We start from the raw sequence: 23,804 nt of genomic DNA, 5'->3' as shown, positions 1-23,804 counted from the left end.
TAAGGAACAGATCAATGGCTGACTTGCAGAAGATTGTAGACGACCTCTCGAGCCTGACCGTGCTCGAAGCGGCCGAACTCGCCAAGCTCCTCGAAGAAAAGTGGGGCGTCTCCGCGGCCGCGGCCGTGGCGGTTGCCGGGCCCGCGGCTGGCGGCGCTGCTGCGGCACCGGCGGAAGAGAAGACCGAATTCACGGTCGTTCTGGCCGCCGCTGGGGACAAGAAGATCGAGGTCATCAAGGAAGTCCGCGCAATTACCGGTCTTGGCCTCAAGGAGGCCAAGGATATGGTCGAAGGCGCTCCCAAGCCGCTGAAGGAAGGCGTCAACAAGGAAGAAGCCGACAAGATCAAGGCCCAGCTCGAAAAGGCTGGCGCGAAGGTCGAACTCAAGTAACCGCAGGTTACTTGGGCGAATCCCGGGCAGGCGAAGCGAGACGCCGGGATTTCGAAGAAAATGAGCAGCGGCGGCCATTCTGGCCGTTGCGGGACCCCGCCGGTTCCATCCGGCGGGCGTCCTACACGAGAAAGTGTGGGGATTGGCGGGCGTGCCCCTCGAATTTCCACGATTGCTACCCCATATCGGGGCGGCAGCACGAAAACACGGCAGGCGGGAGGGATCGCAAGTTCCCAGCGCAAGCCGTTGGGAGATAGGCAATTTCGGGCTTTGCAGTCCGTAACGATGCGGTTTTAGACGTGCGGGTGCGTTAAAGCGCCCCGCGCGTCGCTTTGCGTTCTTTGAGTACCGGATACTTCGATTCAGGACCTTTTTCCTGATGAGGGCGAACTGGGCGAAGGACGAATTTACATTCAACTCCGAAGGCGACCCCGCGCTTTCGGAAAGGTCCGCTCCTTAAGGGCGCGGCGAAACGAGAGGCCACGATGGCGCAACAGACGTTCACCGGTCGCAAACGCGTTCGCAAGTTTTTCGGTCACATCAAGGAAGTCGCAGAGATGCCGAACCTCATTGAGGTTCAGAAGGCGTCCTACGACCAGTTCCTCATGGTGGACGAGCCGCCCGGCGGGCGGCTCGACGAGGGCTTGCAGGCGGTCTTCCGCTCGGTGTTTCCGATTTCCGATTTCTCCGGCACCTCGATGCTGGAATTCGTGCGCTATGAATTCGAGCCGCCGAAATATGACGTCGACGAGTGCCGCCAGCGCGGCATGACCTTCGCTGCGCCCTTGAAGGTGACGCTGCGCCTGATCGTGTTCGATATTGATGAGGAAACCGGCGCGAAATCGGTGAAGGACATCAAGGAGCAGGACGTCTACATGGGCGACATCCCGCTCATGACGATGAACGGCACCTTCATCGTCAACGGCACCGAGCGCGTCATTGTCTCCCAGATGCACCGTTCGCCGGGCGTGTTCTTCGACCACGACAAGGGCAAGACGCACTCCTCTGGCAAGCTATTGTTTGCCGCGCGCGTCATTCCATATCGCGGCTCCTGGCTCGACATCGAGTTCGATGCCAAGGATATCGTCTATGCGCGCATCGACCGCCGTCGCAAGATTCCGGTGACGTCGCTGATGTTCGCCCTTGGCCTGGACGGCGAGCAAATCCTGTCGACCTTCTACAAAAAGATCACCTACAAGCGCGGCAAGGAAGGCTGGCGCGTGCCGTTCGACGCCGCCCGTTTCCGCGGCTACTCGACAGTCAACGACCTGATCGACGCCGACACCGGCAAGGTGGTGCTGGAGGCCGGTAAGAAGCTCACCGTGCGCGCCGCACGCCAGCTCCAGGAGAAGGGGCTGAAAGCGCTGCGGATGTCGGATGAGGAACTGGTCGGCAACTACCTCGCCGAGGACCTCGTCAATCCGAAGACCGGCGAGATCCATGCCGAGGCCGGTGAGGAGATCACTGACAAGCTGATGAAGGCGCTGAACGAGCAGGGCTACAAGGAGCTGCCGATCCTCGATATCGACCACGTCAATGTCGGTCCCTACATCCGCAATACGCTGCATGCCGACAAGAACATGACGCGCGAGGATGCGCTGTTCGACATCTATCGCGTGATGCGTCCCGGCGAGCCGCCGACCTTGGATTCGGCGCAGGCGATGTTCCAGTCGCTGTTCTTTGACTCCGAGCGTTATGACCTTTCGGCCGTCGGCCGCGTGAAGATGAACATGCGCCTCGATCTCGACGCGCCGGACACCCAGCGCACGTTGCGCAAGGAGGACATCCTTTCCGTCATCAAGACGCTGGTCGACCTGCGCGACGGCAAGGGCGAGATCGACGACATCGACCATCTCGGCAACCGCCGGGTGCGTTCGGTCGGCGAACTCATGGAAAACCAGTACCGCATCGGCCTGCTTCGGATGGAGCGCGCGATCAAGGAGCGCATGTCGAGTGTCGATATCGATACCGTGATGCCGCAGGATTTGATCAACGCGAAGCCGGCGGCTGCCGCTGTGCGCGAGTTCTTCGGGTCTTCGCAGCTCTCGCAGTTCATGGACCAGACCAACCCGCTCTCGGAGATCACCCACAAGCGGCGCCTGTCGGCGCTTGGCCCGGGAGGTCTGACCCGAGAGCGCGCCGGCTTCGAGGTGCGCGACGTGCATCCGACGCATTACGGCCGCATCTGCCCGATCGAAACGCCGGAAGGTCCGAACATCGGCCTGATCAACTCGCTGGCGACCTTCGCACGCGTCAACAAATACGGCTTCGTCGAAACGCCTTATCGCAAGGTCAAGGACGGCCGCGTCACCGACGAGGTGGTGTATCTCTCGGCGATGGAGGAGGGACGTCATCACGTCGCTCAGGCCAACGTCGCGCTCGATAACCGCGGCCGTTTCACCGACGATCTCGTGGTCTGCCGTCATGCCGGCGACGTCGTCATGATCACGCCGGACAAGGTCGACTACATGGACGTGTCGCCGAAGCAGCTCGTTTCGGTCGCCGCTGCCCTGATCCCGTTCCTGGAGAACGACGACGCCAACCGCGCGCTGATGGGCTCGAACATGCAGCGGCAGGCCGTGCCGCTGGTGCGCGCAGAAGCGCCGTTTGTCGGCACCGGAATGGAAGGCGTGGTCGCCCGTGACTCGGGCGCGGCAATCGCCGCGCGCCGCACCGGCGTGATCGACCAGATCGACGCCACTCGTATCGTGATCCGCGCCACCGAGGATCTCGACCCGACCAAGTCGGGCGTCGATATCTACCGGCTGATGAAGTACCAGCGCTCCAACCAGTCGACCTGCATCAACCAGCGTCCGCTGGTGAAGGTGGGTGACGTCGTCAAGAAGGGCGACATCATTGCCGATGGTCCGTCGACCGATCTCGGCGAACTCGCGCTCGGCCGCAACGTGCTGGTCGCGTTCATGCCGTGGAACGGCTACAACTTCGAAGACTCGATCCTGCTCTCCGAGCGGATCGTGAAGGATGACGTCTTCACCTCGATCCACATCGAGGAGTTCGAGGTGATGGCCCGCGACACCAAGCTGGGGCCTGAGGAAATCACCCGCGACATTCCGAACGTTTCGGAAGAAGCGCTGAAGAACCTCGACGAAGCCGGCATCGTGTATATCGGTGCCGAAGTGCGCGCTGGCGACATCCTGGTCGGCAAGATCACGCCCAAGGGCGAAAGCCCGATGACGCCGGAAGAAAAGCTCCTGCGCGCCATCTTCGGCGAAAAGGCATCCGATGTCCGCGATACCTCACTGCGCGTGCCCCCGGGCGTGCAGGGCACGATCGTGGAAGTTCGCGTCTTCAATCGCCACGGCGTCGACAAGGACGAGCGTGCGCTGGCGATCGAGCGGGAGGAGATTGAGCGTCTGGCCAAGGACCGCGACGACGAACAGGCGATCCTCGACCGTAACGTCTATAGCCGCCTCGCCGAGCTTCTGGAAAACCGCCAGGGCATCGCCGGTCCGAAGGGCTTCAAGAAGGATACCAAGATCACGCGCGCCGTGCTCGAAGAGTATCCGCGCTCGCAGTGGTGGCTGTTTGCGTCGCCCAACGACAAGCTGATGGCCGAAATCGAGGCCATGCGGAAGCAGTACGACGAGTCGAAGAAGGGGCTTGAACAGCGCTTCCTCGACAAGGTTGAAAAGTTGCAGCGTGGCGACGAGTTGCCGCCCGGCGTGATGAAGATGGTCAAGGTCTTCGTCGCGGTGAAGCGCAAGATCCAGCCGGGCGACAAGATGGCCGGCCGTCATGGCAACAAGGGTGTGGTGTCCAAGATCGTGCCGATCGAGGACATGCCATTCCTCGAGGACGGCACCCACGCCGATATCGTGCTCAATCCGCTTGGCGTGCCTTCGCGCATGAACGTCGGGCAGATTCTCGAAACCCATCTCGGCTGGGCCTGTGCCGGTCTCGGCAGGCGTATCGGCCAGACGGTCGACGCCTACCTCAGCAAGCAGGACAGCAAGCCGCTGAAGGAGACCTTGAAGAAGATCTACGGCGACGAGGAGACGATCAAGTCGCTCAATGACGGCGAACTGCTCGAACTCGGCCGTAACTTGAGCCACGGCGTGCCGATCGCGACGCCGGTGTTCGATGGAGCCAAGGAAACCGATATCGAGGAGATGCTGAAGCTGGCGGGCCTCGACGCTTCGGGTCAGTCGACCGTCTATGACGGCCGCACCGGCGATGCCTTCGATCGCAAGGTGACCGTGGGCTACATCTACATGCTCAAGCTGCACCATCTCGTCGACGACAAGATTCATGCGCGTTCGATCGGTCCGTACTCGCTCGTCACCCAGCAGCCGCTGGGCGGCAAGGCACAGTTCGGCGGCCAGCGCTTCGGCGAAATGGAGGTCTGGGCGCTGGAAGCCTACGGCGCAGCCTACACCTTGCAGGAAATGCTGACGGTGAAGTCGGACGACGTCGCCGGCCGCACCAAGGTGTACGAGGCGATCGTTCGCGGCGACGACACGTTCGAGGCGGGTATCCCCGAGTCCTTCAACGTGCTGGTCAAGGAGATGCGTTCGCTCGGTCTCAACGTCGACCTGCACAATTCGAAGGTGGGCGCGGCGCCGACCTCGGAGGCTGCCGAGTAAGCACGGTATCGTACCCGGCGCGTGAACCGCGCCGGGTATTCGCAGTCCGCGCTTTCGTTTGAAGGCGCGTGTGGCTGAATGAGGAATTTCGAATTTGCTGCCGGTGACGACCGGCACGCGAGGAGAAGACGATGAACCAGGAAATTATGAATCTGTTCAATCCGACGACGCCGGCTCAGGTCTTTGACCAGATCCGGATATCGATCGCGTCGCCGGAAAAGATTCTGTCGTGGTCGTACGGCGAAATCAAGAAGCCGGAGACCATCAACTACCGCACCTTCAAGCCGGAGCGCGACGGCCTGTTCTGCGCCCGCATCTTCGGGCCGATCAAGGACTACGAGTGCCTGTGCGGCAAGTACAAGCGGATGAAGTACAAGGGCATCATCTGCGAAAAGTGCTCTGTCGAGGTGACTCTCTCGCGAGTCCGGCGCGAGCGCATGGGCCATATCGAACTGGCCGCGCCGGTCGCTCACATCTGGTTCCTGAAGTCGCTGCCGTCCCGTATCGGCCTTCTGCTCGACATGACGCTGAAGGATCTCGAGCGGATCCTGTACTTTGAGTATTACGTCGTGCTCGAGCCGGGCCTGACCTCGCTCAAGGACCGTCAGTTGCTGTCGGAAGACGAGTACTTGAAGGCGCAGGACGAGTTCGGCCAGGATTCCTTCACCGCCATGATCGGCGCCGAGGCGATCCGCGAGCTTTTGAAGGGTCTCGATCTCGAGAAGCTCGAAGTCTCCCTGCGTGCCGAGATGCATGAGACCGACTCCGACATCAAGCACAAGAAGCTCGCCAAGCGGCTCAAGATCGTCGAGGCGTTCCGTTATTCCGGCAACAAGCCGGAGTGGATGATCCTGACCGTGGTGCCGGTGATTCCGCCGGACCTGCGGCCTCTGGTGCCGCTCGATGGCGGCCGCTTTGCGACCTCGGACCTCAACGACCTTTACCGCCGCGTCATCAACCGCAACAACCGTCTGAAGCGGCTGATGGAGCTGCGCGCGCCCGACATCATCATCCGCAACGAAAAGCGCATGCTGCAGGAGGCGGTTGACGCGCTGTTCGACAACGGCCGGCGCGGTCGCGTCATCACCGGCGCCAACAAGAGGCCTTTGAAGTCGCTCGCCGACATGCTCAAGGGCAAGCAGGGCCGTTTCCGCCAGAACCTGCTCGGCAAGCGCGTCGACTATTCCGGCCGATCGGTGATCGTGGTGGGTCCCGAGTTGCGTTTGCATCAGTGCGGCCTGCCGAAGAAGATGGCGCTAGAGCTGTTCAAGCCGTTCATCTATTCGCGGCTCGATGCCAAGGGTCTGTCGACCACGGTGAAGCAGGCCAAGAAGCTGGTCGAGAAGGAGCGTCCGGAGGTCTGGGATATCCTGGACGAGGTGATCCGCGAGCATCCGGTGCTGCTGAACCGCGCACCGACGCTGCACCGCCTCGGCATCCAGGCGTTCGAGCCGGTCCTGATCGAAGGCAAGGCGATCCAGCTTCATCCGCTGGTCTGCGCCGCGTTCAATGCCGATTTCGACGGCGACCAGATGGCCGTGCACGTTCCGCTGTCGCTCGAAGCGCAGCTCGAAGCGCGCGTCCTGATGATGTCGACCAACAACATCCTGCACCCGGCGAACGGCCAGCCGATCATCGTGCCGTCGCAGGACATCGTGCTCGGCCTCTATTATCTCTCGATCATGCGCGAGGGGCTGCCCGGCGAGGGCAAGCTCTACGGCGACATGGCCGAGATCGAGCACGCGCTGCACTCGAAGGTCATCCACCTGCATACCAAGATCAAGTATCGCTGGGAGGGTACCGACGAGGAGGGCAAGCCGGTCAAGCGCTGGATCGAAACCACGGCCGGCCGTGTCATGCTCGGCAACGTGTTGCCGAAGAACCCGAAGATTTCCTACGACGTCATCAACAAGCTGATGACCAAGCGCGAAATCTCCGGCGTGATCGATCAGGTGTATCGTCACTGCGGTCAGAAGGAGACAGTGATCTTCTGCGACCGCATCATGGCGCTCGGCTTCTACAATGCGTTCAAGGCCGGTATTTCGTTCGGCAAGGACGACATGGTCGTGCCGCACGGCAAGTGGAAGATCGTGGAGACCACGCGTACGCTGGCGAAGGATTTCGAGCAGCAGTACAATGACGGTCTGATCACCCATGGCGAAAAGTACAACAAGGTGGTCGACGCCTGGTCGAAGGCTACCGAAGAAATCGCCAAGGAGATGATGAAGGAGATCTCCTCGACCAAGAAGAACGCCAAGGGCGCGGAAGCCGACATCAACTCGATCTACATGATGGCGCATTCCGGTGCGCGCGGCTCGCCGGCGCAGATGCGTCAGCTCGCCGGTATGCGCGGTCTGATGGCCAAGCCGTCAGGCGAAATCATCGAGACGCCGATCATTTCCAACTTCAAGGAAGGCCTGTCGGTGCTGGAATACTTCAACTCGACCCACGGCGCCCGCAAGGGTCTCGCGGATACCGCGTTGAAGACCGCCAACTCCGGTTATCTGACCCGCCGTCTCGTCGACGTCGCACAGGACTGCATCATCAATTCCGATGACTGCGGCACCAAGCTCGGCATCAAGATGCGTGCCATCATCGATGCGGGCACCGTGGTGGCCTCGCTCGGCTCCCGCATCCTCGGCCGCACCGCGGGCGAAGACGTGCGCGATCCTGCGTCCAATAAGGTGATCGTCAAGCGCGGCACGCTGATGGAAGAAGCCCATGTGGAAGCCATCCACCAGGCCGGCATCCAGGAGGTGAAGATCCGCTCGGCGCTGACCTGCGAACTTGTCAACGGCATCTGCGGCAAGTGCTACGGCCGCGATCTGGCCCGCGGCACGCCGGTCAACCACGGCGAGGCCGTTGGCGTCATCGCGGCGCAGTCGATCGGCGAGCCCGGCACGCAGCTGACGATGCGCACCTTCCACATCGGCGGTGCGGCGCAGATCAACGAGCAGTCGTTCGTGGAGTCGAACTTCGACGGCAAGGTGACGATCAAGAACAAGGCGATCGCCAAAAACAGCGAAGGCCACCTGATCGCGATGGTCCGCAACATGGTCGTTGCGATCTCGGATGCCGACGGCACGGAGCGTGCAACCCACCGGATCCAGTACGGTGCCCGCATGCACGTCGATGAAGGCGACACGGTCAAGCGTGGCCAGCGTATCGCCGAGTGGGACCCCTATACTCGCCCGGTGCTGACCGAAGTGGAAGGCACGATCGGTTTCGAGGATCTGGTCGAAGGCCAGTCAATTTCGGAAACGCTCGACGAATCCACCGGTATCGCCAAGCGCGTCGTCATCGATTGGCGCTCGACGCGGGGCGGGGCCGATCTGCGGCCTGCCATCGTCATTAAGGGCAAGGACGGCAAGATCCTCAAGCTGCCGCGCGGCGGAGACGCCCGCTACATGCTGTCGGTCGACGCCATTCTCTCGGTGGACGTCGGGGCCAAGGTCAAGCCGGGCGACATCCTGGCGCGTATTTCGACCGAGAGCGCCAAGACCCGCGACATCACGGGCGGTCTGCCGCGCGTGGCCGAACTGTTCGAGGCGCGCAAGCCGAAGGATGCGGCGATCATTGCCGAGATCGCCGGCACCATTCGCTTCGGCCGGGACTACAAGAACAAGCGCCGCATCTCGATCGAGCCGATGGACAAGACCGAGGAGCCGCGCGAATACCTGATCCCGAAGGGCAAGCACATCCACTTGCAGGACGGCGATATCGTCGAAAAGGGCGATTTCATCGTCGAGGGCAATCCGGCTCCGCACGACATCCTGGCGATCAAGGGCATCGAGGAACTCGCGGCCTATCTGGTCAACGAAATCCAGGAGGTCTACCGGCTGCAAGGCGTGCTCATCAACGACAAGCACATCGAGGTGATTGTCCGTCAGATGCTGCAGAAGGTGGAAATCACCGATCAGGGCGAGACCGACATGATCGCGGGCGAGCAGGTCGACAAGATCGAGTTCGACGCACTCAACGTCAAGGCGAAGGAAGAGGGCAAGAAGCCCGCCACGGGAACGCCGGTTCTGCTCGGCATCACCAAGGCGAGCTTGCAGACCCGCTCGTTCTTCTCGGCTGCCTCGTTCCAGGAGACCACCCGTGTGCTCACCGAAGCTGCCGTCAACGGCAAGGTGGACCCGCTGGAGGGCCTCAAGGAGAATGTCATCGTCGGCCGCCTGATCCCGGCCGGCACCGGGGCCTCGATGGCAAAGATCCGCGAAGTCGCTATGAAGCGCGACAAGCTGATCCTCGATGAGCGCGAAAAGCAGGCGGCGATCGTGCCGGCTGCCCCGGAGGTCGAGCCATTGGCACTGCCGCCGGCCGAATAGGCCGCGGCGCGACCCGCAAGACTACGGAAAGACCGGCGAAAGCCGGTCTTTTTTTGCTGTTGCTTGTCTGTTCTGCCGATTGCGGCGCGTCCGTTCATCTTCCCTTCAGGGAAAAAAGCGCTTCTTCTCAAATAACTTAAGCCGGACGCTTGGGAGCAGGCGACCGAGAACGGCGGGGGCCGGAAATCACCGGAAACAAATGTTGGATCTAGCAATTGTAGGCGGCGGGCCTGGCGGCCTCATGAGCGCGTGGCATCTCAAGAAGAAGCTGGGCGATCAGTGTCGCATCACGATTTTTGAAGCCTCGGATCGGTTGGGAGGCAAGATCCTGACCAGCCGTTTCGATTCTGCGCCCGCGATCTATGAGGCCGGTGTAGCCGAAATCTACGACTACTCGATGACCGGCCCCGACCCGCTTCGCGAACTGATCCAGCATTTCGGCCTGCAAACCATTCCGATGGATGCGGAACAGGTCCACCTTGACGGCGAACTGCTCAATGACGTTGCAGGCATGCGCCGCAAATACGGGGCAAAGACCGCCGAGGCGATCGAAGCGTTCCGCAAGCGCTGTGCCGAGATGGTCTCGCCGATCGAATACTACGAAGGCATCGGCTCCCACGACAATGAACATCCCTGGGCCTACATCACAGGCGAAGAACTGCTTGACCGCGAGGTCGACGACGCAACCGCCAAACGCTTCTTCAAGGTGATGGCGCGTTCGGACATTGCGACCGAGAGCCACAACACCAACGGCCTCAACGCGCTGAAGAACTTCGTGATGGATATCGACGGCTATATTGGCCTCTATTCGATCCAGAACGGCAATGAGCAGCTGATCGAATGCCTCAAGGAGGAAGTGGAGGCTGATATCCAGCTCAACCATCGCGTTCTGAAGGTCGGCAAGACCACAAGCGGCCGTTACCAGCTCAGGATGATGAACGGCAAGGGTCCGGAGACGCGGGATTTCGATCTCGTGCTGATGTGTCTGCCGCATTCCTGGCTGGCGACGATGGACTGGGACGGCGAGGACCTCCGCAAATCGATGGTCAAGCACGTCGCGTATTTTGATCGTCCCGCGCATTACCTGCGGATTTCGATCCTGTTCGATTCCCCGTTCTGGGGCGACAAGATCCCGGGCGCCTGGTTCATGTCGGAAGCCTTCGGCGGCTGCTGTGTCTACAACGAAGGTGCTCGCCACGACGTCGGCCGCCATGGCGTGCTCAACTGGCTGATCGCGGGATCCGACGCGCTTGCCTTTGCCAATCTGGACGACAAGGCGCTGATCGACGCTGCGCTCAAGTCGCTGCCGGCCTCACTAGGCAATGCGCGCGCCCATTTCATCGAGGGCAAGATCCACCGCTGGCTGTCATCAGTCAACGCGCTGCCGGGCGGGCTGCCGGCGCGCGACGTGATGACCAATCACCAGCCCGACCCCAAACAGCATCCGGGGCTTGTTCTGGTCGGCGACTATCTGTTCGATTCCACGCTGAACGGATTGCTCGATTCCTCGGACGCCGCCACCGACATCATCGTCACCGAAACGATGCGGCTGCGTCGTGCGCGCGCTTCGAACGGTAAGCCGTTGTCCGACAAGATCGATCGCGACTATTTCGAGAATTACCGCGGGGTCGGTCCTTATCGTGAGGTTTGGAGCCAGTTCACCGATCCCGATTATCTGATGGATCTCATCAGAACCGTTTGGAAACCGGTGAACGGCATCAAGCTCTTGGTCGCGGGCTCGGCGAGCGGCGAGCTGGTCGGCGCATTGCGCGCCCGCGGGGTCGATGCCTGGGGCATCGAGAACAACCGTGCCATTCACGCCCGGACGCCGCAGGATCTCAGACAGTTCAACAAGCTCGGCTCGATCGTCGACATGCCGTTCGCCGACGGCGAGTTCGACTTCGTCTTCGAGACCAGCCTTTGCCATGTCGCCGAAAGCCGCGTTGTGAAGGCCATCCGCGAGCTCAATCGCGTCGTTAAAACCGGCCTTGTATTCGGTTCGGTGACATCGGATATGCCGGCAGCCATGATCGACCGTTACGACCTTCTGCGGGGGGTCAAGAAGCTCGGCACCTGGTGGGAATGGTCGGAGCTCTTCTTCAACAACGGTTTTGACCTTTCGATGCATCGTCACGATTGCACGGAAGCGCTGTGGGCCGCGACGCTGGCAGCGAACAAGGGACCCGGCAATTGGTATGTCGACGCCGACAGCCTGCGCTATTCATTCTTCGACAAGGTCGAGGATGAAGAAGAGTAGCAAGGCGCCGAATTGCTTTTGCTGAGCTTGCTCTGATCGCATAGAATAGAGGGGCAGCAGAGGCTGCCCCCTTTTTGTTTTTGCGGTCGCGCCGGCCGTGAATCATTTGTTGGCTCCATGGCTTTCAAACCTTCATCGCCGGTCGAACCTGTCGCAGCGTCCGCTGACGGCTCGGACACCGTGGAGATCAAGAGGAAGCTTGCGCCCGGTGTCCGCGCGGACAGTGACGAGGCATTGCCGGTTGATGACGACGAAGAAGGCGAAGACGACGAACTTGAGTTGGACGACGAGGACGATGAGGAGCTCGCCGTCTATACCGCCAAGGAAGCCGCCGGCGCGCTGGCGACGATCTACGGTTTCGTCAAACCGTTCCTGAAAAATTACCGGAAGCTGATTGCGTTCGTTGGCCTCGGCGTCCTGGTCGAGACGCTGTTCAACGTGATCATGCCGCTCAGCCTGAAGTTTCTGATCGACGATGCGCTCGGCGAGGAGGACTTCGAGGCGTTGATCCGCATTCTCTCGGTGCTGGCCGTCGCCGGCATCATCACTTCGATTGTCGCCATCTGGTACGAGTGGTGGGATGCCCGACTTGCAGCATCGCTGATCTCCGATGTGCGGACGCGAATATTCGAGCATGTCCAGAATTTGCCGGCGGCGTTTTTTCAGCGCACCAAGCGCGGTGAAATCCTGTCGCGGTTCTCCGTCGACCTCTCGGCCTTCGAGGGATCGGTCAAGGGGTTTTCCAGCTATGCCGCGCTGCCGTTCCTCGAACTGATCGCGGGAATCATTCTGATGCTGGCATTGAATTGGCAGCTCGCCGCCATTTCGCTGCTGGTGTTTCCGATCACGCTGATCGGTCCGCGTATCATCACGCCCAAGGCCGTGCAGGCCAACTACGAGCAGAAGCTGAACGAGGCCTCGCTGCTGGGCGTGGTGCAGGAGAACATCGCGACGCAAGCGGTCGTCAAAGCGTTCATGCTCCAGAGCAAGATGCTCGGCTGGTTCACGATGCGCAACAGCGAAGCGCGGATCAAGATCGCTTCGGCAGCTTTCCTGTCGACCATGGTCGAGCGGACCGTGACCGTCGCGGTTTTATTACTGCACCTCGTGGTGCTCGCGATCGGCGCCTATCTCGCCACCAAGGGGCAGATCACGGTCGGAACCTTCGTGACGTTCGAAAGCGCTTTCTGGGAGGTGTCCTATAACATCGCGCACGTCATGCACTTCATTCCGGTTTCGATCCAATCGGCAGCCGCCGTGCGCCATATCCAGGAATTGATCGATGAGCCGATCCGCGGCGCAGACCGACCCGGCGCGCCTGACCTGCCGCGGATCAGCCACGACATCTCCTTCGAGCACGTGACTTTCAAGTATGAGGGCAGCGAGACGCCGGTTCTCGACAATCTCAGCCTTAAGCTCGATGTCGGCAAGACCATCGCGATCGTCGGTCCGAGTGGTTCGGGCAAGAGCACGCTGCTCAACCTGATCCTGCGCCTCTACGTGCCGGACGAAGGAAGGGTCACCATCGATGGTATCGATGTTCGAAAGGTGACGCGTGATTCCTTGCGCCGGAACATGGCGGTGGTGTTCCAGGAAAACATGCTGTTCAACATGTCGATCCGCGAGAACATCCGCCTCGGCAAGGAAGGCGCGACCGATAAGGAAGTGGAGGAGGCGGCGCGCAAGGCGGAAATCCACCGCTACATCATGAGCCTTCCGCGAAAATACGACACGCAGGTCGGCGAGCGCGGGGACACTTTATCGGGCGGCCAGCGCCAGCGGATTGCGATCGCGCGAGCGATCGTGCGCGACCCGTCGATTCTTCTGCTGGATGAGGCGACGTCGGCGCTCGACCAGACCACGGAAGCGGCCATCAACAAGACGCTGATGAAACTCGCCAGGGGCCGAACGATGATTTTTTCGACCCATCGCCTGACCTCGGTGGTCGACATGGACGAAATCATCGTCATTTCCGGGGGAAGGGTGGTCGAACGCGGCTCGCACCAGCAGTTGCTCGCGGCAAACGGCATGTACCGCCAACTCTGGGACGACCAGAGCGCCAAACCGCATCTGGTTGCCGAAGAAGATGATGAAGACGAGGACGAGGAATAGACCGGCGACCTCATTGGAGGGCCGCTTTCCTCAAGTTGAATGAGCCCAAGTAAGAAAAAGGTATTTTTATACCGTAATGCAACTTGGATCGCCCTTGAAAGATCGCATCGAAGCCCGACTTTGATCGTCCTCGAAGAACCTGATGAGTTGCATGCGGTAAGTCGCAGAAGTGCTTCATCTGGTGTCGTTTTGCCTTGACTTGGCCGTCCTGCGCCGATAGAACCCGCGCACTCAACGACAGGCGGTGAGCTTCGCTTGCGTCGGAACGGGCCACCCTTGGAGCCTTTAAATAAGGCTCGCGACGGGCACCAACCTCGACGGATGTCGCTCAAACGCTGTCGAATATAGCTAGGCAATGCCGTAACGATTTCAGTTTTCGTGGGCACGTTCCCTCGGAATTGATCGGGTGCATGACCTCAAGGGAGGTTCGAGCGGTTTAATCCGATCGAATCGGAGCTTGCGGTCCTCTGTGGCGTCGAAGCGCTTTCTGCTCAGAGATGAGCGGTTGGCGCGATTTCGCTTTGCGCGGATGTTTTCGCGGAAAGGCCAGAAGTGAAGGGGGGCCGTGAGGTCCCGAACGAATTTACGGAATCTCTTGGGTTCCGTGCGAATGAAGGGTGAAGGCTGACATGCCGACGATCAACCAGCTGATCGCAAGTCCGCGCGTCGTACAGAAGTCGCGCAAGAAGGTGCCGGCGCTCCAGCAGTCGCCGCAGAAGCGCGGCGTTTGCACCCGCGTCTACACCACGACTCCGAAGAAGCCGAACTCGGCGCTCCGCAAGGTCGCGAAGGTGCGCCTGACCAACGGCTTCGAGGTCATCGGTTACATTCCGGGCGAGGGCCATAACCTTCAGGAGCACTCGGTGGTGATGATCCGCGGCGGCCGCGTCAAGGACTTGCCGGGCGTGCGCTACCACATCCTCCGCGGCGTCCTCGATACCCAGGGCGTCAAGAACCGCAAGCAGCGCCGTTCGAAGTACGGCGCCAAGCGTCCCAAATAAAGCGTCCGAAATAATCGGGAACAGATTAAATGTCGCGCCGCCATTCCGCTGAAAAACGTGAAGTGCTTCCGGACCCGAAGTTCGGAAACATTGTCATTACGAAGTTCATGAACTCGGTAATGTATGCCGGGAAGAAGTCGGTTGCCGAAAGCATCGTTTACGGCGCGCTCGGCATGATCGAGGCCAAGACCAAGCAGAGCCCGCTCACGGTATTCGAGCAGGCGTTGGAAAACGTGATGCCGACCATCGAGGTCCGGTCGCGGCGCGTTGGCGGCGCCACCTATCAGGTGCCGGTTGAAGTCCGTTCGGTCCGCCGCCAGGCGCTGGGCATCCGCTGGCTGATCGCGGCCGCGCGCGATCGCAATGAGAAGACGATGACGGAGCGGCTGTCGGCCGAGCTGCTCGACGCATCGAATAACCGGGGGAACGCCGTCAAGAAGCGTGAAGACGTGCACCGGATGGCGGAAGCCAACCGTGCCTTCTCGCACTATCGCTGGTAACGGCGAAACGTCAGGACCCGAAGGAACAGACCATGCCCCGCCAACATGCCATCGAAGACTACCGCAACTTCGGTATCATGGCGCATATCGACGCCGGCAAGACTACGACCACCGAGCGCATCCTTTATTACACCGGCAAGAGCCACAAGATCGGCGAAGTGCACGAAGGTGCCGCGACGATGGACTGGATGGAGCAGGAGCAGGAGCGCGGCATCACCATCACCTCGGCCGCGACGACAGCGTTCTGGAACGGCAAGCGGCTGAACATCATCGACACTCCCGGCCATGTCGACTTCACCATCGAGGTCGAACGCTCGCTTCGCGTGCTCGACGGCGCGGTGTGCGTGCTCGATTCCAACCAGGGTGTTGAGCCGCAGACCGAGACTGTCTGGCGCCAGGGCGACAAGTACAAGGTTCCGCGCATCGTCTTTGCCAACAAGATGGACAAGACCGGCGCCGACTTCTTCAAGTGCCTTTCGGATATCGTTGATCGCCTTGGCGCCAAGCCGATCGCGATCCAGCTGCCGATCGGCGCCGAGAACAATTTCAAGGGTCTCGTCGACCTCGTGAAGATGAAGGGCATCATCTGGAACGACGAATCGCTCGGCGCGAAGTTCGACTATGTCGACATTCCTGCCGACCTCGTCGATCAGGCCAAGGAATACCGCGAGAAGATGGTGGAGGCCGCCGTCGAGCTCGACGACGATGCCATGACCGCCTACCTCGATGGCAAGGAGCCGGATGAGGCGACCCTGAAGCGGCTGATCCGCAAGGCCGTTCTGACCGGCGCCTTCTATCCCGTGCTCTGCGGGTCGGCCTTCAAGAACAAGGGCGTGCAGCCGCTGCTCGACGCCGTTGTCGACTACCTGCCATCGCCGGTCGACGTGCCCGCAATCAAGGGTACCGACGAGGACGGCAACGAGGTGGTGCGCAAGGCCGATGACAAGGAGCCGCTCGCGCTGCTCGCGTTCAAGATCATGGACGACCCGTTCGTCGGCACCATCACCTTCTGTCGCATCTATTCCGGTACGCTCGTATCGGGCACCGGCGTCGTCAACTCGACTCGTGACCGCAAAGAGCGTATCGGCCGCATGCTCTTGATGCATGCCAACAACCGCGAAGACATCAAGGAGGCCTATGCCGGCGACATCGTCGCGCTGGCTGGTCTGAAGGAAGCGCGCACCGGTGACACGCTGTGCGATGCGAGCAACCCGGTGATTCTGGAAAAGATGGAATTTCCGGAGCCGGTCATCGAGATCGCGATCGAGCCGAAGTCCAAGGCCGACCAGGAAAAGCTGGGCGTCGCGCTGGCGAAGCTTGCTGCGGAAGATCCGTCGTTCCGCGTGTCGACCGATCAGGAGTCGGGACAGACCATCCTCAAGGGCATGGGCGAACTGCATCTCGACATCAAGGTCGACATCCTCAAGCGTACCTACAAGGTCGACGCCAACATCGGTGCGCCGCAGGTGGCGTTCCGTGAGCGTATCACCCAGCGAGTCGAGCACAGCTACACGCATAAGAAGCAGACTGGCGGTACCGGCCAGTTCGCCGCGGTCACGATCGTCGTCGAGCCCAACGAGCCCGGCAAAGGCTACGAATTCGAGTCCAAGATCGTTGGCGGCGCGGTGCCGAAGGAATATATCCCCGGCGTCGAAAAGGGCCTCGAGAGCGTCCTGTCCTCTGGCGTGGTCGCGGGCTTCCCCGTGGTTGACGTCAAGGTTCAGCTCATCGACGGCAAGTATCACGACGTCGACTCGTCGGCGCTGGCCTTCGAAATCGCAACCCGCGCATGCTTCCGCGAGGCGTTGCAGAGGGGCAAGTCGGTCCTGCTCGAGCCGATCATGAAGGTCGAGGTGGTGACGCCGGAAGATTACACCGGTTCGGTCATCGGCGACCTGAATTCGCGGCGCGGCCAGATCCAGGGCCAGGACATGCGCGGCAATGCCAACGTGATCAACGCGATGGTGCCGCTCATGAACATGTTCGGTTACGTGAATAACCTGCGCTCGATGAGCCAGGGGCGCGCGACCTTTACCATGCAGTTCGACCACTACGCAGAAGCGCCGGCAAACGTGTCGGCGGAAGTCCAGAAGAAGTTTGCCTGATTATCGTTGGCGGCAGCTAACGATTGAACGGAGAGTCAAATGGCCAAAGCAAAATTTGAACGTAACAAACCGCACTGCAACATCGGCACCATCGGTCACGTCGACCACGGCAAGACCTCGTTGACGGCGGCGATCACCAAGATCCTGGCCGAAACCGGCGGCGCGACGTTCACGGCATACGACCAGATCGACAAGGCGCCGGAAGAGAAGGCGCGCGGCATCACGATCTCGACCGCTCACGTCGAGTACGAGACGCAGAAGCGCCACTACGCCCACGTCGACTGCCCCGGCCATGCCGACTATGTGAAGAACATGATCACCGGCGCCGCCCAGATGGACGGCGCGATCCTCGTCGTGTCGGCTGCCGACGGCCCGATGCCGCAGACCCGCGAGCACATCCTGCTCGCCAAGCAGGTCGGCGTGCCCGCGATGGTCGTGTTCCTCAACAAGTGCGACATGGTCGACGATCCGGAGCTTCTTGAGCTTGTCGAGCTCGAGGTGCGCGAATTGCTCTCGAAGTACGACTTCCCGGGCGACAAGATTCCGATCATCAAGGGCTCGGCGCTCGCCGCCCTTGAAGACAAGGACAAGAAGCTCGGTCACGATGCGATCCTCGAACTGATGCGCAATGTCGATGAGTACATTCCGCAGCCGGAGCGTCCGATCGACCAGCCGTTCCTGATGCCGGTGGAAGACGTGTTCTCGATCTCCGGCCGCGGCACCGTGGTGACCGGCCGTGTCGAGCGCGGCATCATCAAGGTCGGCGATGAAATCGAGATCGTCGGTCTGCGCGCCACGCAGAAGACCACCGTTACCGGCGTCGAAATGTTCCGCAAGCTGCTCGATCAGGGTCAGGCAGGCGACAACATCGGCGCGCTGCTCCGTGGCACCAAGCGCGAGGAAGTCGAGCGCGGTCAGGTGCTCTGCAAGCCGGGTTCGGTCAAGCCGCACACCAAGTTCAAGGCCGAAGCCTACATCCTCACCAAGGAAGAGGGTGGGCGCCACACCCCGTTCTTCACGAACTACCGGCCGCAGTTCTACTTCCGCACCACCGACGTGACCGGTGTCGTGCACCTGCCGGAAGGCACCGAAATGGTGATGCCGGGCGACAACATCGCGATGGAAGTGCACCTGATCGTGCCGATCGCGATGGAAGAGAAGCTCCGCTTCGCGATCCGTGAAGGCGGCCGCACCGTCGGCGCCGGCGTCGTCGCAAGCATCATCGAGTAAGAAGCGAATAGAGAATGGCGAGTAGCGAGTGGGCGTAAATCCATTCGCTATTCGCTACTCGCCACTGACCAAGAAAGATTACGGCAATGAACGGCCAGAATATTCGCATTCGCCTCAAGGCGTTCGACCATCGGATTCTCGATACGTCGACGCGTGAGATCGTGAACACGGCGAAACGGACCGGAGCCCAGGTGCGCGGACCCATTCCGCTGCCTACGCGGCTGGAGAAGTTCACCGTCAACCGTTCGCCGCACGTCGACAAGAAGAGCCGCGAGCAATTCGAGATGCGCACGCACAAGCGCCTTCTCGACATTGTCGATCCAACCCCGCAGACGGTGGATGCGCTGATGAAGCTCGATCTCGCCGCCGGCGTCGATGTCGAGATCAAGCTCTAACCCTTTAGGCCGTCCGCTTCTTTAGGCGGACAGAAAGAACAGGAAGCACGAAGATGCGCTCCGGAGTGATCGCACAAAAGGTCGGGATGACGCGGGTCTTTACAGAGGCCGGCGAGCACGTCCCTGTGACCGTGCTCAAGCTCGGCAATTGCCAGGTGGTCGGTCACCGCACGACCGAGAAGAACGGGTATGTCGCGCTTCAGCTCGGTTCGGGCTCGCGCAAGACCGTCTATATGCCGAAGGCGGAGCGCGGCCAGTTCGCGGTCGCCAAGGTCGAGCCCAAGCGCAAGGTTGCCGAATTCCGCGTGTCGGAAGACGCGCTGATCCCGGTCGGCGCCGAAATCCAGGCCGACCACTTCGTCGTCGGCCAGTTCGTCGATGTCACCGGCACCTCCGTCGGTAAGGGTTTTGCCGGCGGCATGAAGCGCTGGAATTTCGGCGGTCTGCGCGCCACCCACGGTGTGTCGATCTCGCACCGTTCGATCGGTTCGACCGGCGGTCGTCAGGACCCGGGCAAGACCTGGAAGAACAAGAAGATGCCCGGCCACATGGGCGTCGACCGCATCACCACGCTCAACCTTCGCGTCGTCCAGACCGATGTCGAGCGCGGACTGATCCTGGTCGAAGGCGCCGTTCCCGGCTCGAAGGGCGGATGGATCGCGGTACGCGACGCCATCAAGAAGCCGCTGCCGAAGGAAGCTCCCAAGCCCGGCAAGTTCAAGGTCGCAGGCGAGCAGGCGGCCGATGCGCCGGTCCAAGGGGAGGGCGCGTAATGGAACTGAAAGTCATAACGATCGAGGGCAAGGCGGCGGGTTCGGTCGAGCTTTCCGACGGCATTTTCGGGCTTGAGCCGCGCAAGGACATCATCCAGCGCTGCGTGCAGTGGCAGCTCAACAAGCGCCAGGCCGGGACCCACAAGGCCAAGGGCCGCGCCGAGATCTGGCGGACCGGCAAGAAGATGTACAAGCAGAAGGGCACCGGCGGTGCCCGCCACGGCTCGGCCCGCGTGCCGCAGTTCCGCGGCGGCGGCCGTGCGTTCGGACCGGTTGTGCGCTCGCACGCGACCGATCTGCCGAAGAAGGTCCGGGCGCTCGCTCTTCGCCATGCGCTTTCGGCCAAGGCCAAGGACGGCAGCCTGATCGTGATCGAGAAAGCCGCACTTGAAGCCGCCAAGACCAAGGCGCTGGTCGGCCACTTCTCCGGCCTCGGCGTCACCAACGCCCTGATCATCGACGGCGCCGAGCTCAACACGAGCTTTGCCAGCGCCGCGCGCAACATTCCCAACATCGACGTGCTGCCGATCCAGGGCATCAACGTCTACGACATTCTCCGCCGCGAGAAGCTCGTGCTGACCAAGGCGGCGCTCGATGCGTTGGAGGCGCGGTTCAAATGAAGACGATCGATCCGCGCCATTACGACGTTATCGTCGCTCCCGTCGTCACCGAAAAGGCGACGATGGCCTCCGAGCACAACAAGGTGGTGTTCAAGGTCGCGAGCAAGGCTACCAAGCCGCAGATCAAGGAAGCCGTCGAGAAGCTGTTCGACGTCAAGGTCAAGAGCGTCAACACGCTGGTCCGCAAGGGCAAGACCAAAGTGTTCCGCGGCAATTTCGGTTCGCAGTCGGACGTGAAGCGGGCGGTCGTGACCCTCGAAGAGGGCCACCGCATCGATGTCACCACCGGGCTATAAGGCGGCGCAGTCATGGCACTGAAAACATACAACCCCACGACACCGGGCCAGCGCCAGCTGGTGATGGTCGATCGCTCAAGCCTCTACAAGGGCAAGCCGGTCAAGACTTTGACTGAGGGCAAGCAGTCCACTGGCGGTCGCAATGCTACGGGCCGCATCACTGTGCGCTTTCGCGGCGGCGGCCATAAGAAGGCTTACCGCGTCGTCGACTTCAAGCGCACCAAGATCGATATGCCGGCGACTGTCGAGCGGCTGGAATACGATCCGAACCGCACCGCCTTCATTGCGCTGGTAAAGTATACCGATGGTACCCAGGCCTACATCCTGGCGCCGCAGCGGCTTGCCGTCGGTGATACTGTCGTCGCCGGCAACTATGTCGACGTCAAGCCAGGCAACGTCATGCCGCTCGGTAACATGCCGGTCGGCACTATCGTCCACAATGTGGAGCTGAAGATCGGCAAGGGCGGCCAGCTGGCGCGCTCCGCCGGCACCTACGCCCAGATCGTCGGCCGCGACCAGGACTACGTCATCATCCGCCTGAACTCGGGCGAACAGCGTCTGGTTCACGGTCGTTGCACCGGCACTATCGGCGCGGTGTCGAATCCCGATCACATGAACATCTCGATCGGCAAGGCCGGCCGCAAGCGCTGGCTCGGCCGCCGTCCGCATAACCGCGGCGTCGCGATGAACCCTATCGACCACCCGCACGGCGGCGGAGAAGGCCGCACCTCGGGCGGCCGTCACCCGGTCACCCCGTGGGGCAAGCCGACCAAGGGCAAGAAGACCCGGTCGAACAAGTCGACCAACCGATTCATTCTCATTAGCCGCCACAAGCGGAAGAAGTAAGGAACGCCGGACATGGTTCGTTCAGTCTGGAAAGGCCCGTTTGTCGAGGGATCGCTGCTCAAGAAGGCGGATGCTGCACGTGCATCCGGCCGTCACGACGTGATCAAGATATGGAGCCGTCGCTCGACCATCCTGCCGCAATTTGTGGGCCTCGTGTTCGGCGTCTACAACGGCCAGAAGCACGTGCCGGTGTCGGTGAACGAGGAAATGGTCGGGCACAAGTTCGGCGAGTTCTCGCCGACGCGGACCTTCCACGGCCATTCGGGCGACAAGAAAGCCAAGAAGGCTTGAGGATTAAGCGATGAGCAAACCAAAGCGCCAACGCGCCCTTTCGGACAATGAGGCCAAGGCGGTCGCCCGGATGCTGCGGGTGAGCCCGCAGAAGCTCAACCTTGTCGCGCAGCTGATCCGCGGCCGGAAGGCCTCGGCGGCGCTGGCCGATCTGCAGTTTTCGCGCAAGCGGATCGCGGTCGACGTCAAGAAGTGCCTGGAGTCGGCGATCGCCAATGCCGAGAACAATCATGACCTCGATGTCGACGATCTCGTCGTCGCCGAGGCACATGTCGGCAACGGCATTGTCATGAAGCGTTTTGCCCCGCGCGGCCGCGGCCGTTCGGGTCGGGTTTTCAAACCGTTCTCGCAACTGACGATCGTGGTTCGTCAGGTCGAGGCGAGCGCTTAAAGCGGCGCTGGGAGAATACGATGGGTCAAAAAATCAATCCGATCGGGCTGCGTCTCGGCATCAACCGGACCTGGGATTCCCGCTGGTTCGCCGGCAAGAACGAGTACGGCAAGCTCTTGCACGAAGACGTCAAGATCCGCGAGATCCTCCACAAGGAGCTCAAGCAGGCGGCTGTCGCCAAGATCGTGATCGAACGGCCGCATAAGAAGTGCCGCGTGACGATCCATTCGGCGCGTCCGGGCGTCGTGATCGGCAAGAAGGGCGCCGACATCGACAAGCTGCGGAAGAAGGTCGCCGATATCACCGCGTCCGACGTCGTCATCAACATCGTCGAAATCCGCAAGCCCGAACTCGATGCCACGTTGGTTGCCGAATCGATCGCGCAACAGCTCGAGCGACGCGTTGCGTTTCGCCGCGCTATGAAGCGTGCCGTGCAGTCGGCGATGCGTTTGGGCGCCGAAGGCATCCGCATCAATTGCTCGGGGCGTCTGGGCGGCGCCGAAATCGCCCGCATGGAGTGGTATCGCGAAGGGCGCGTGCCGCTGCACACGCTGCGCGCCGACATTGACTACGGCGTTGCGACCGCGTTCACGACCTTCGGCACCTGCGGCGTCAAGGTCTGGATCTTCAAGGGCGAGATCCTCGAGCACGATCCGATGGCCCAGGACAAGAAGATGGCCGAAGGCGACGGCGGACGGCCGTCCCGGCGTGATGCGGCCTAAGAAGTTACAGAAGGTTTGAGGGCTTAACGCCATGATGCAACCAAAGAAAACGAAGTTCCGGAAGGCGCATAAGGGCCGAATCCACGGTACCGCGACTTCAGGCGCGACGTTGTCGTTCGGCCAGTACGGCCTGAAGGCGATGGAGCCCGACCGCGTCACCGCGCGTCAGATCGAGGCGGCGCGCCGCGCACTGACCCGCCACATGAAGCGCGCCGGCCGCGTCTGGATCCGCGTGTTCCCGGACGTCCCGGTGTCCAAGAAGCCCGCCGAAGTGCGAATGGGCTCCGGCAAGGGCACACCTGAATTGTGGGTGGCGCGGATCAAGCCCGGCCGCGTGATGTTCGAAATCGACGGCGTGCCGGTGCAGACGGCCAAGGAAGCGCTCGCGCTTGCCGCCGCCAAGCTGCCGATCAAGACGCGCTTCGTTGCGCGCATTGCGGAATAGGGAAGACGGCCATGGCCCAGATGAAAATTGCCGATATCCGCGCGATGAGCCCCGATCAGATGGATGACGCCGTCCTCAATCTGAAGAAGGAGCGGTTCAACCTGCGCTTCCAGCGCGCCACCGGGCAGCTGGAAAACACCTCGCGGCTGCGTGAAGCCCGCCGCGACATCGCCCGCATCAAGACGGTCGCCGCGCAAGCGCGCGCCAAGAAGAAGTAAGGAACAGGCCAATGCCGAAACGTCAGCTTCAAGGCGTGGTCGTCAGCGACAAGCAGTCCAAGACCGTGGTGGTGCGCGTCGATCGCCGCTTTACCCACCCGATCTACAAGAAGACGATCCGCCGCTCGAAGAACTATCACGCGCACGACGAGAATAATCAGTTCAAGCCGGGCGACACCGTGTGGATCGAAGAAAGCAAGCCGATCTCCAAATTGAAGCGCTGGACGGTGGTCCGGGGCGAGCATCAGAAAACGGCCTGAGAGCTTTCGCGAAGG

20 protein-coding genes are annotated in these 23,804 nt (G+C 61.4%); all 20 read left to right on the top strand.

The window, feature by feature from the left end:
- Positions 1–14 precede the first annotated feature (14 nt).
- The 20 genes from rplL (at position 15) to rpsQ (ending at position 23,789) form a co-directional block, all read left to right on the top strand.
- On the top strand, positions 15–392 hold the full coding sequence (gene rplL / locus NEZ08_RS06745; protein ID WP_298105575.1) for a 50S ribosomal protein L7/L12: 378 nt from the start codon (positions 15–17) through the stop codon (positions 390–392).
- A 485-nt stretch (positions 393–877) separates the two neighbouring features.
- Complete coding sequence (gene rpoB / locus NEZ08_RS06740) at positions 878–4,996, top strand: DNA-directed RNA polymerase subunit beta (RefSeq protein WP_298105572.1); 4,119 nt, start codon at positions 878–880, stop codon at positions 4,994–4,996.
- Between the two features lie 131 nt (positions 4,997–5,127).
- A complete protein-coding gene (gene rpoC, locus NEZ08_RS06735; protein WP_298105569.1) occupies positions 5,128–9,327 on the top strand; it encodes a DNA-directed RNA polymerase subunit beta' in 4,200 nt (1,399 codons plus the stop codon).
- Positions 9,328–9,526: 199 nt separating this feature from the next.
- On the top strand, positions 9,527–11,584 hold the full coding sequence (locus tag NEZ08_RS06730) for an FAD-dependent oxidoreductase (RefSeq protein WP_298105566.1): 2,058 nt from the start codon (positions 9,527–9,529) through the stop codon (positions 11,582–11,584).
- Between the two features lie 117 nt (positions 11,585–11,701).
- Positions 11,702–13,696, top strand: coding sequence for an ABC transporter ATP-binding protein (locus NEZ08_RS06725; RefSeq protein WP_298105562.1), 1,995 nt, complete (start codon positions 11,702–11,704; stop codon positions 13,694–13,696).
- 629 nt (positions 13,697–14,325) lie between these two features.
- Positions 14,326–14,697, top strand: a complete 372-nt coding sequence (gene rpsL, locus NEZ08_RS06720; RefSeq protein WP_011473880.1) for a 30S ribosomal protein S12 — start codon at positions 14,326–14,328, stop codon at positions 14,695–14,697.
- A 29-nt stretch (positions 14,698–14,726) separates the two neighbouring features.
- A complete protein-coding gene (rpsG, locus tag NEZ08_RS06715; protein WP_298105559.1) occupies positions 14,727–15,197 on the top strand; it encodes a 30S ribosomal protein S7 in 471 nt (156 codons plus the stop codon).
- A gap of 32 nt (positions 15,198–15,229) precedes the next feature.
- Positions 15,230–17,302 carry an elongation factor G gene (fusA, locus tag NEZ08_RS06710; RefSeq protein ID WP_298105555.1) on the top strand — a complete coding sequence of 691 codons (2,073 nt, stop codon included), beginning with the start codon at positions 15,230–15,232 and terminating at the stop codon, positions 17,300–17,302.
- 39 nt (positions 17,303–17,341) lie between these two features.
- Positions 17,342–18,532, top strand: coding sequence for an elongation factor Tu (gene tuf, locus NEZ08_RS06705; protein ID WP_298105552.1), 1,191 nt, complete (start codon positions 17,342–17,344; stop codon positions 18,530–18,532).
- A gap of 86 nt (positions 18,533–18,618) precedes the next feature.
- A complete protein-coding gene (rpsJ, locus tag NEZ08_RS06700; RefSeq protein ID WP_072823595.1) occupies positions 18,619–18,927 on the top strand; it encodes a 30S ribosomal protein S10 in 309 nt (102 codons plus the stop codon).
- A gap of 53 nt (positions 18,928–18,980) precedes the next feature.
- Positions 18,981–19,700 carry a 50S ribosomal protein L3 gene (gene rplC / locus NEZ08_RS06695; RefSeq protein ID WP_298105549.1) on the top strand — a complete coding sequence of 240 codons (720 nt, stop codon included), beginning with the start codon at positions 18,981–18,983 and terminating at the stop codon, positions 19,698–19,700.
- Positions 19,700–20,320, top strand: coding sequence for a 50S ribosomal protein L4 (rplD, locus tag NEZ08_RS06690; protein WP_298105546.1), 621 nt, complete (start codon positions 19,700–19,702; stop codon positions 20,318–20,320). Before rplC ends, rplD begins: the two co-directional genes overlap by 1 nt.
- Positions 20,317–20,616, top strand: a complete 300-nt coding sequence (locus NEZ08_RS06685) for a 50S ribosomal protein L23 (protein WP_298105543.1) — start codon at positions 20,317–20,319, stop codon at positions 20,614–20,616. Before rplD ends, NEZ08_RS06685 begins: the two co-directional genes overlap by 4 nt.
- 12 nt (positions 20,617–20,628) lie before the next feature.
- Positions 20,629–21,462 (top strand): 50S ribosomal protein L2, encoded by an 834-nt coding sequence (gene rplB / locus NEZ08_RS06680; protein WP_298105540.1) that lies wholly within the window; start codon positions 20,629–20,631, stop codon positions 21,460–21,462.
- 12 nt (positions 21,463–21,474) lie between these two features.
- The gene (gene rpsS / locus NEZ08_RS06675; RefSeq protein ID WP_027536815.1) at positions 21,475–21,753 is read left to right on the top strand and encodes a 30S ribosomal protein S19; all 279 of its coding nucleotides are present in this window, start codon (positions 21,475–21,477) and stop codon (positions 21,751–21,753) included.
- A 10-nt stretch (positions 21,754–21,763) separates the two neighbouring features.
- On the top strand, positions 21,764–22,144 hold the full coding sequence (gene rplV, locus NEZ08_RS06670) for a 50S ribosomal protein L22 (RefSeq protein WP_298105531.1): 381 nt from the start codon (positions 21,764–21,766) through the stop codon (positions 22,142–22,144).
- Between the two features lie 20 nt (positions 22,145–22,164).
- Positions 22,165–22,866 (top strand): 30S ribosomal protein S3, encoded by a 702-nt coding sequence (gene rpsC, locus NEZ08_RS06665; RefSeq protein WP_298105528.1) that lies wholly within the window; start codon positions 22,165–22,167, stop codon positions 22,864–22,866.
- Positions 22,867–22,897: 31 nt separating this feature from the next.
- Entirely contained in the window at positions 22,898–23,311 is a 414-nt protein-coding gene (gene rplP, locus NEZ08_RS06660) for a 50S ribosomal protein L16 (protein ID WP_298105525.1), read from the top strand.
- A gap of 11 nt (positions 23,312–23,322) precedes the next feature.
- Positions 23,323–23,529, top strand: coding sequence for a 50S ribosomal protein L29 (rpmC, locus tag NEZ08_RS06655; RefSeq protein ID WP_298105522.1), 207 nt, complete (start codon positions 23,323–23,325; stop codon positions 23,527–23,529).
- Positions 23,530–23,540: 11 nt separating this feature from the next.
- Positions 23,541–23,789 carry a 30S ribosomal protein S17 gene (gene rpsQ, locus NEZ08_RS06650; RefSeq protein ID WP_298105518.1) on the top strand — a complete coding sequence of 83 codons (249 nt, stop codon included), beginning with the start codon at positions 23,541–23,543 and terminating at the stop codon, positions 23,787–23,789.
- Positions 23,790–23,804: the final 15 nt, after the last annotated feature.

The organism is Bradyrhizobium sp. (genome assembly GCF_027451485.1).
Taxonomy (GTDB): domain Bacteria; phylum Pseudomonadota; class Alphaproteobacteria; order Rhizobiales; family Xanthobacteraceae; genus Bradyrhizobium.
This window is presented reverse-complemented; position numbering and strand designations above follow the sequence as displayed.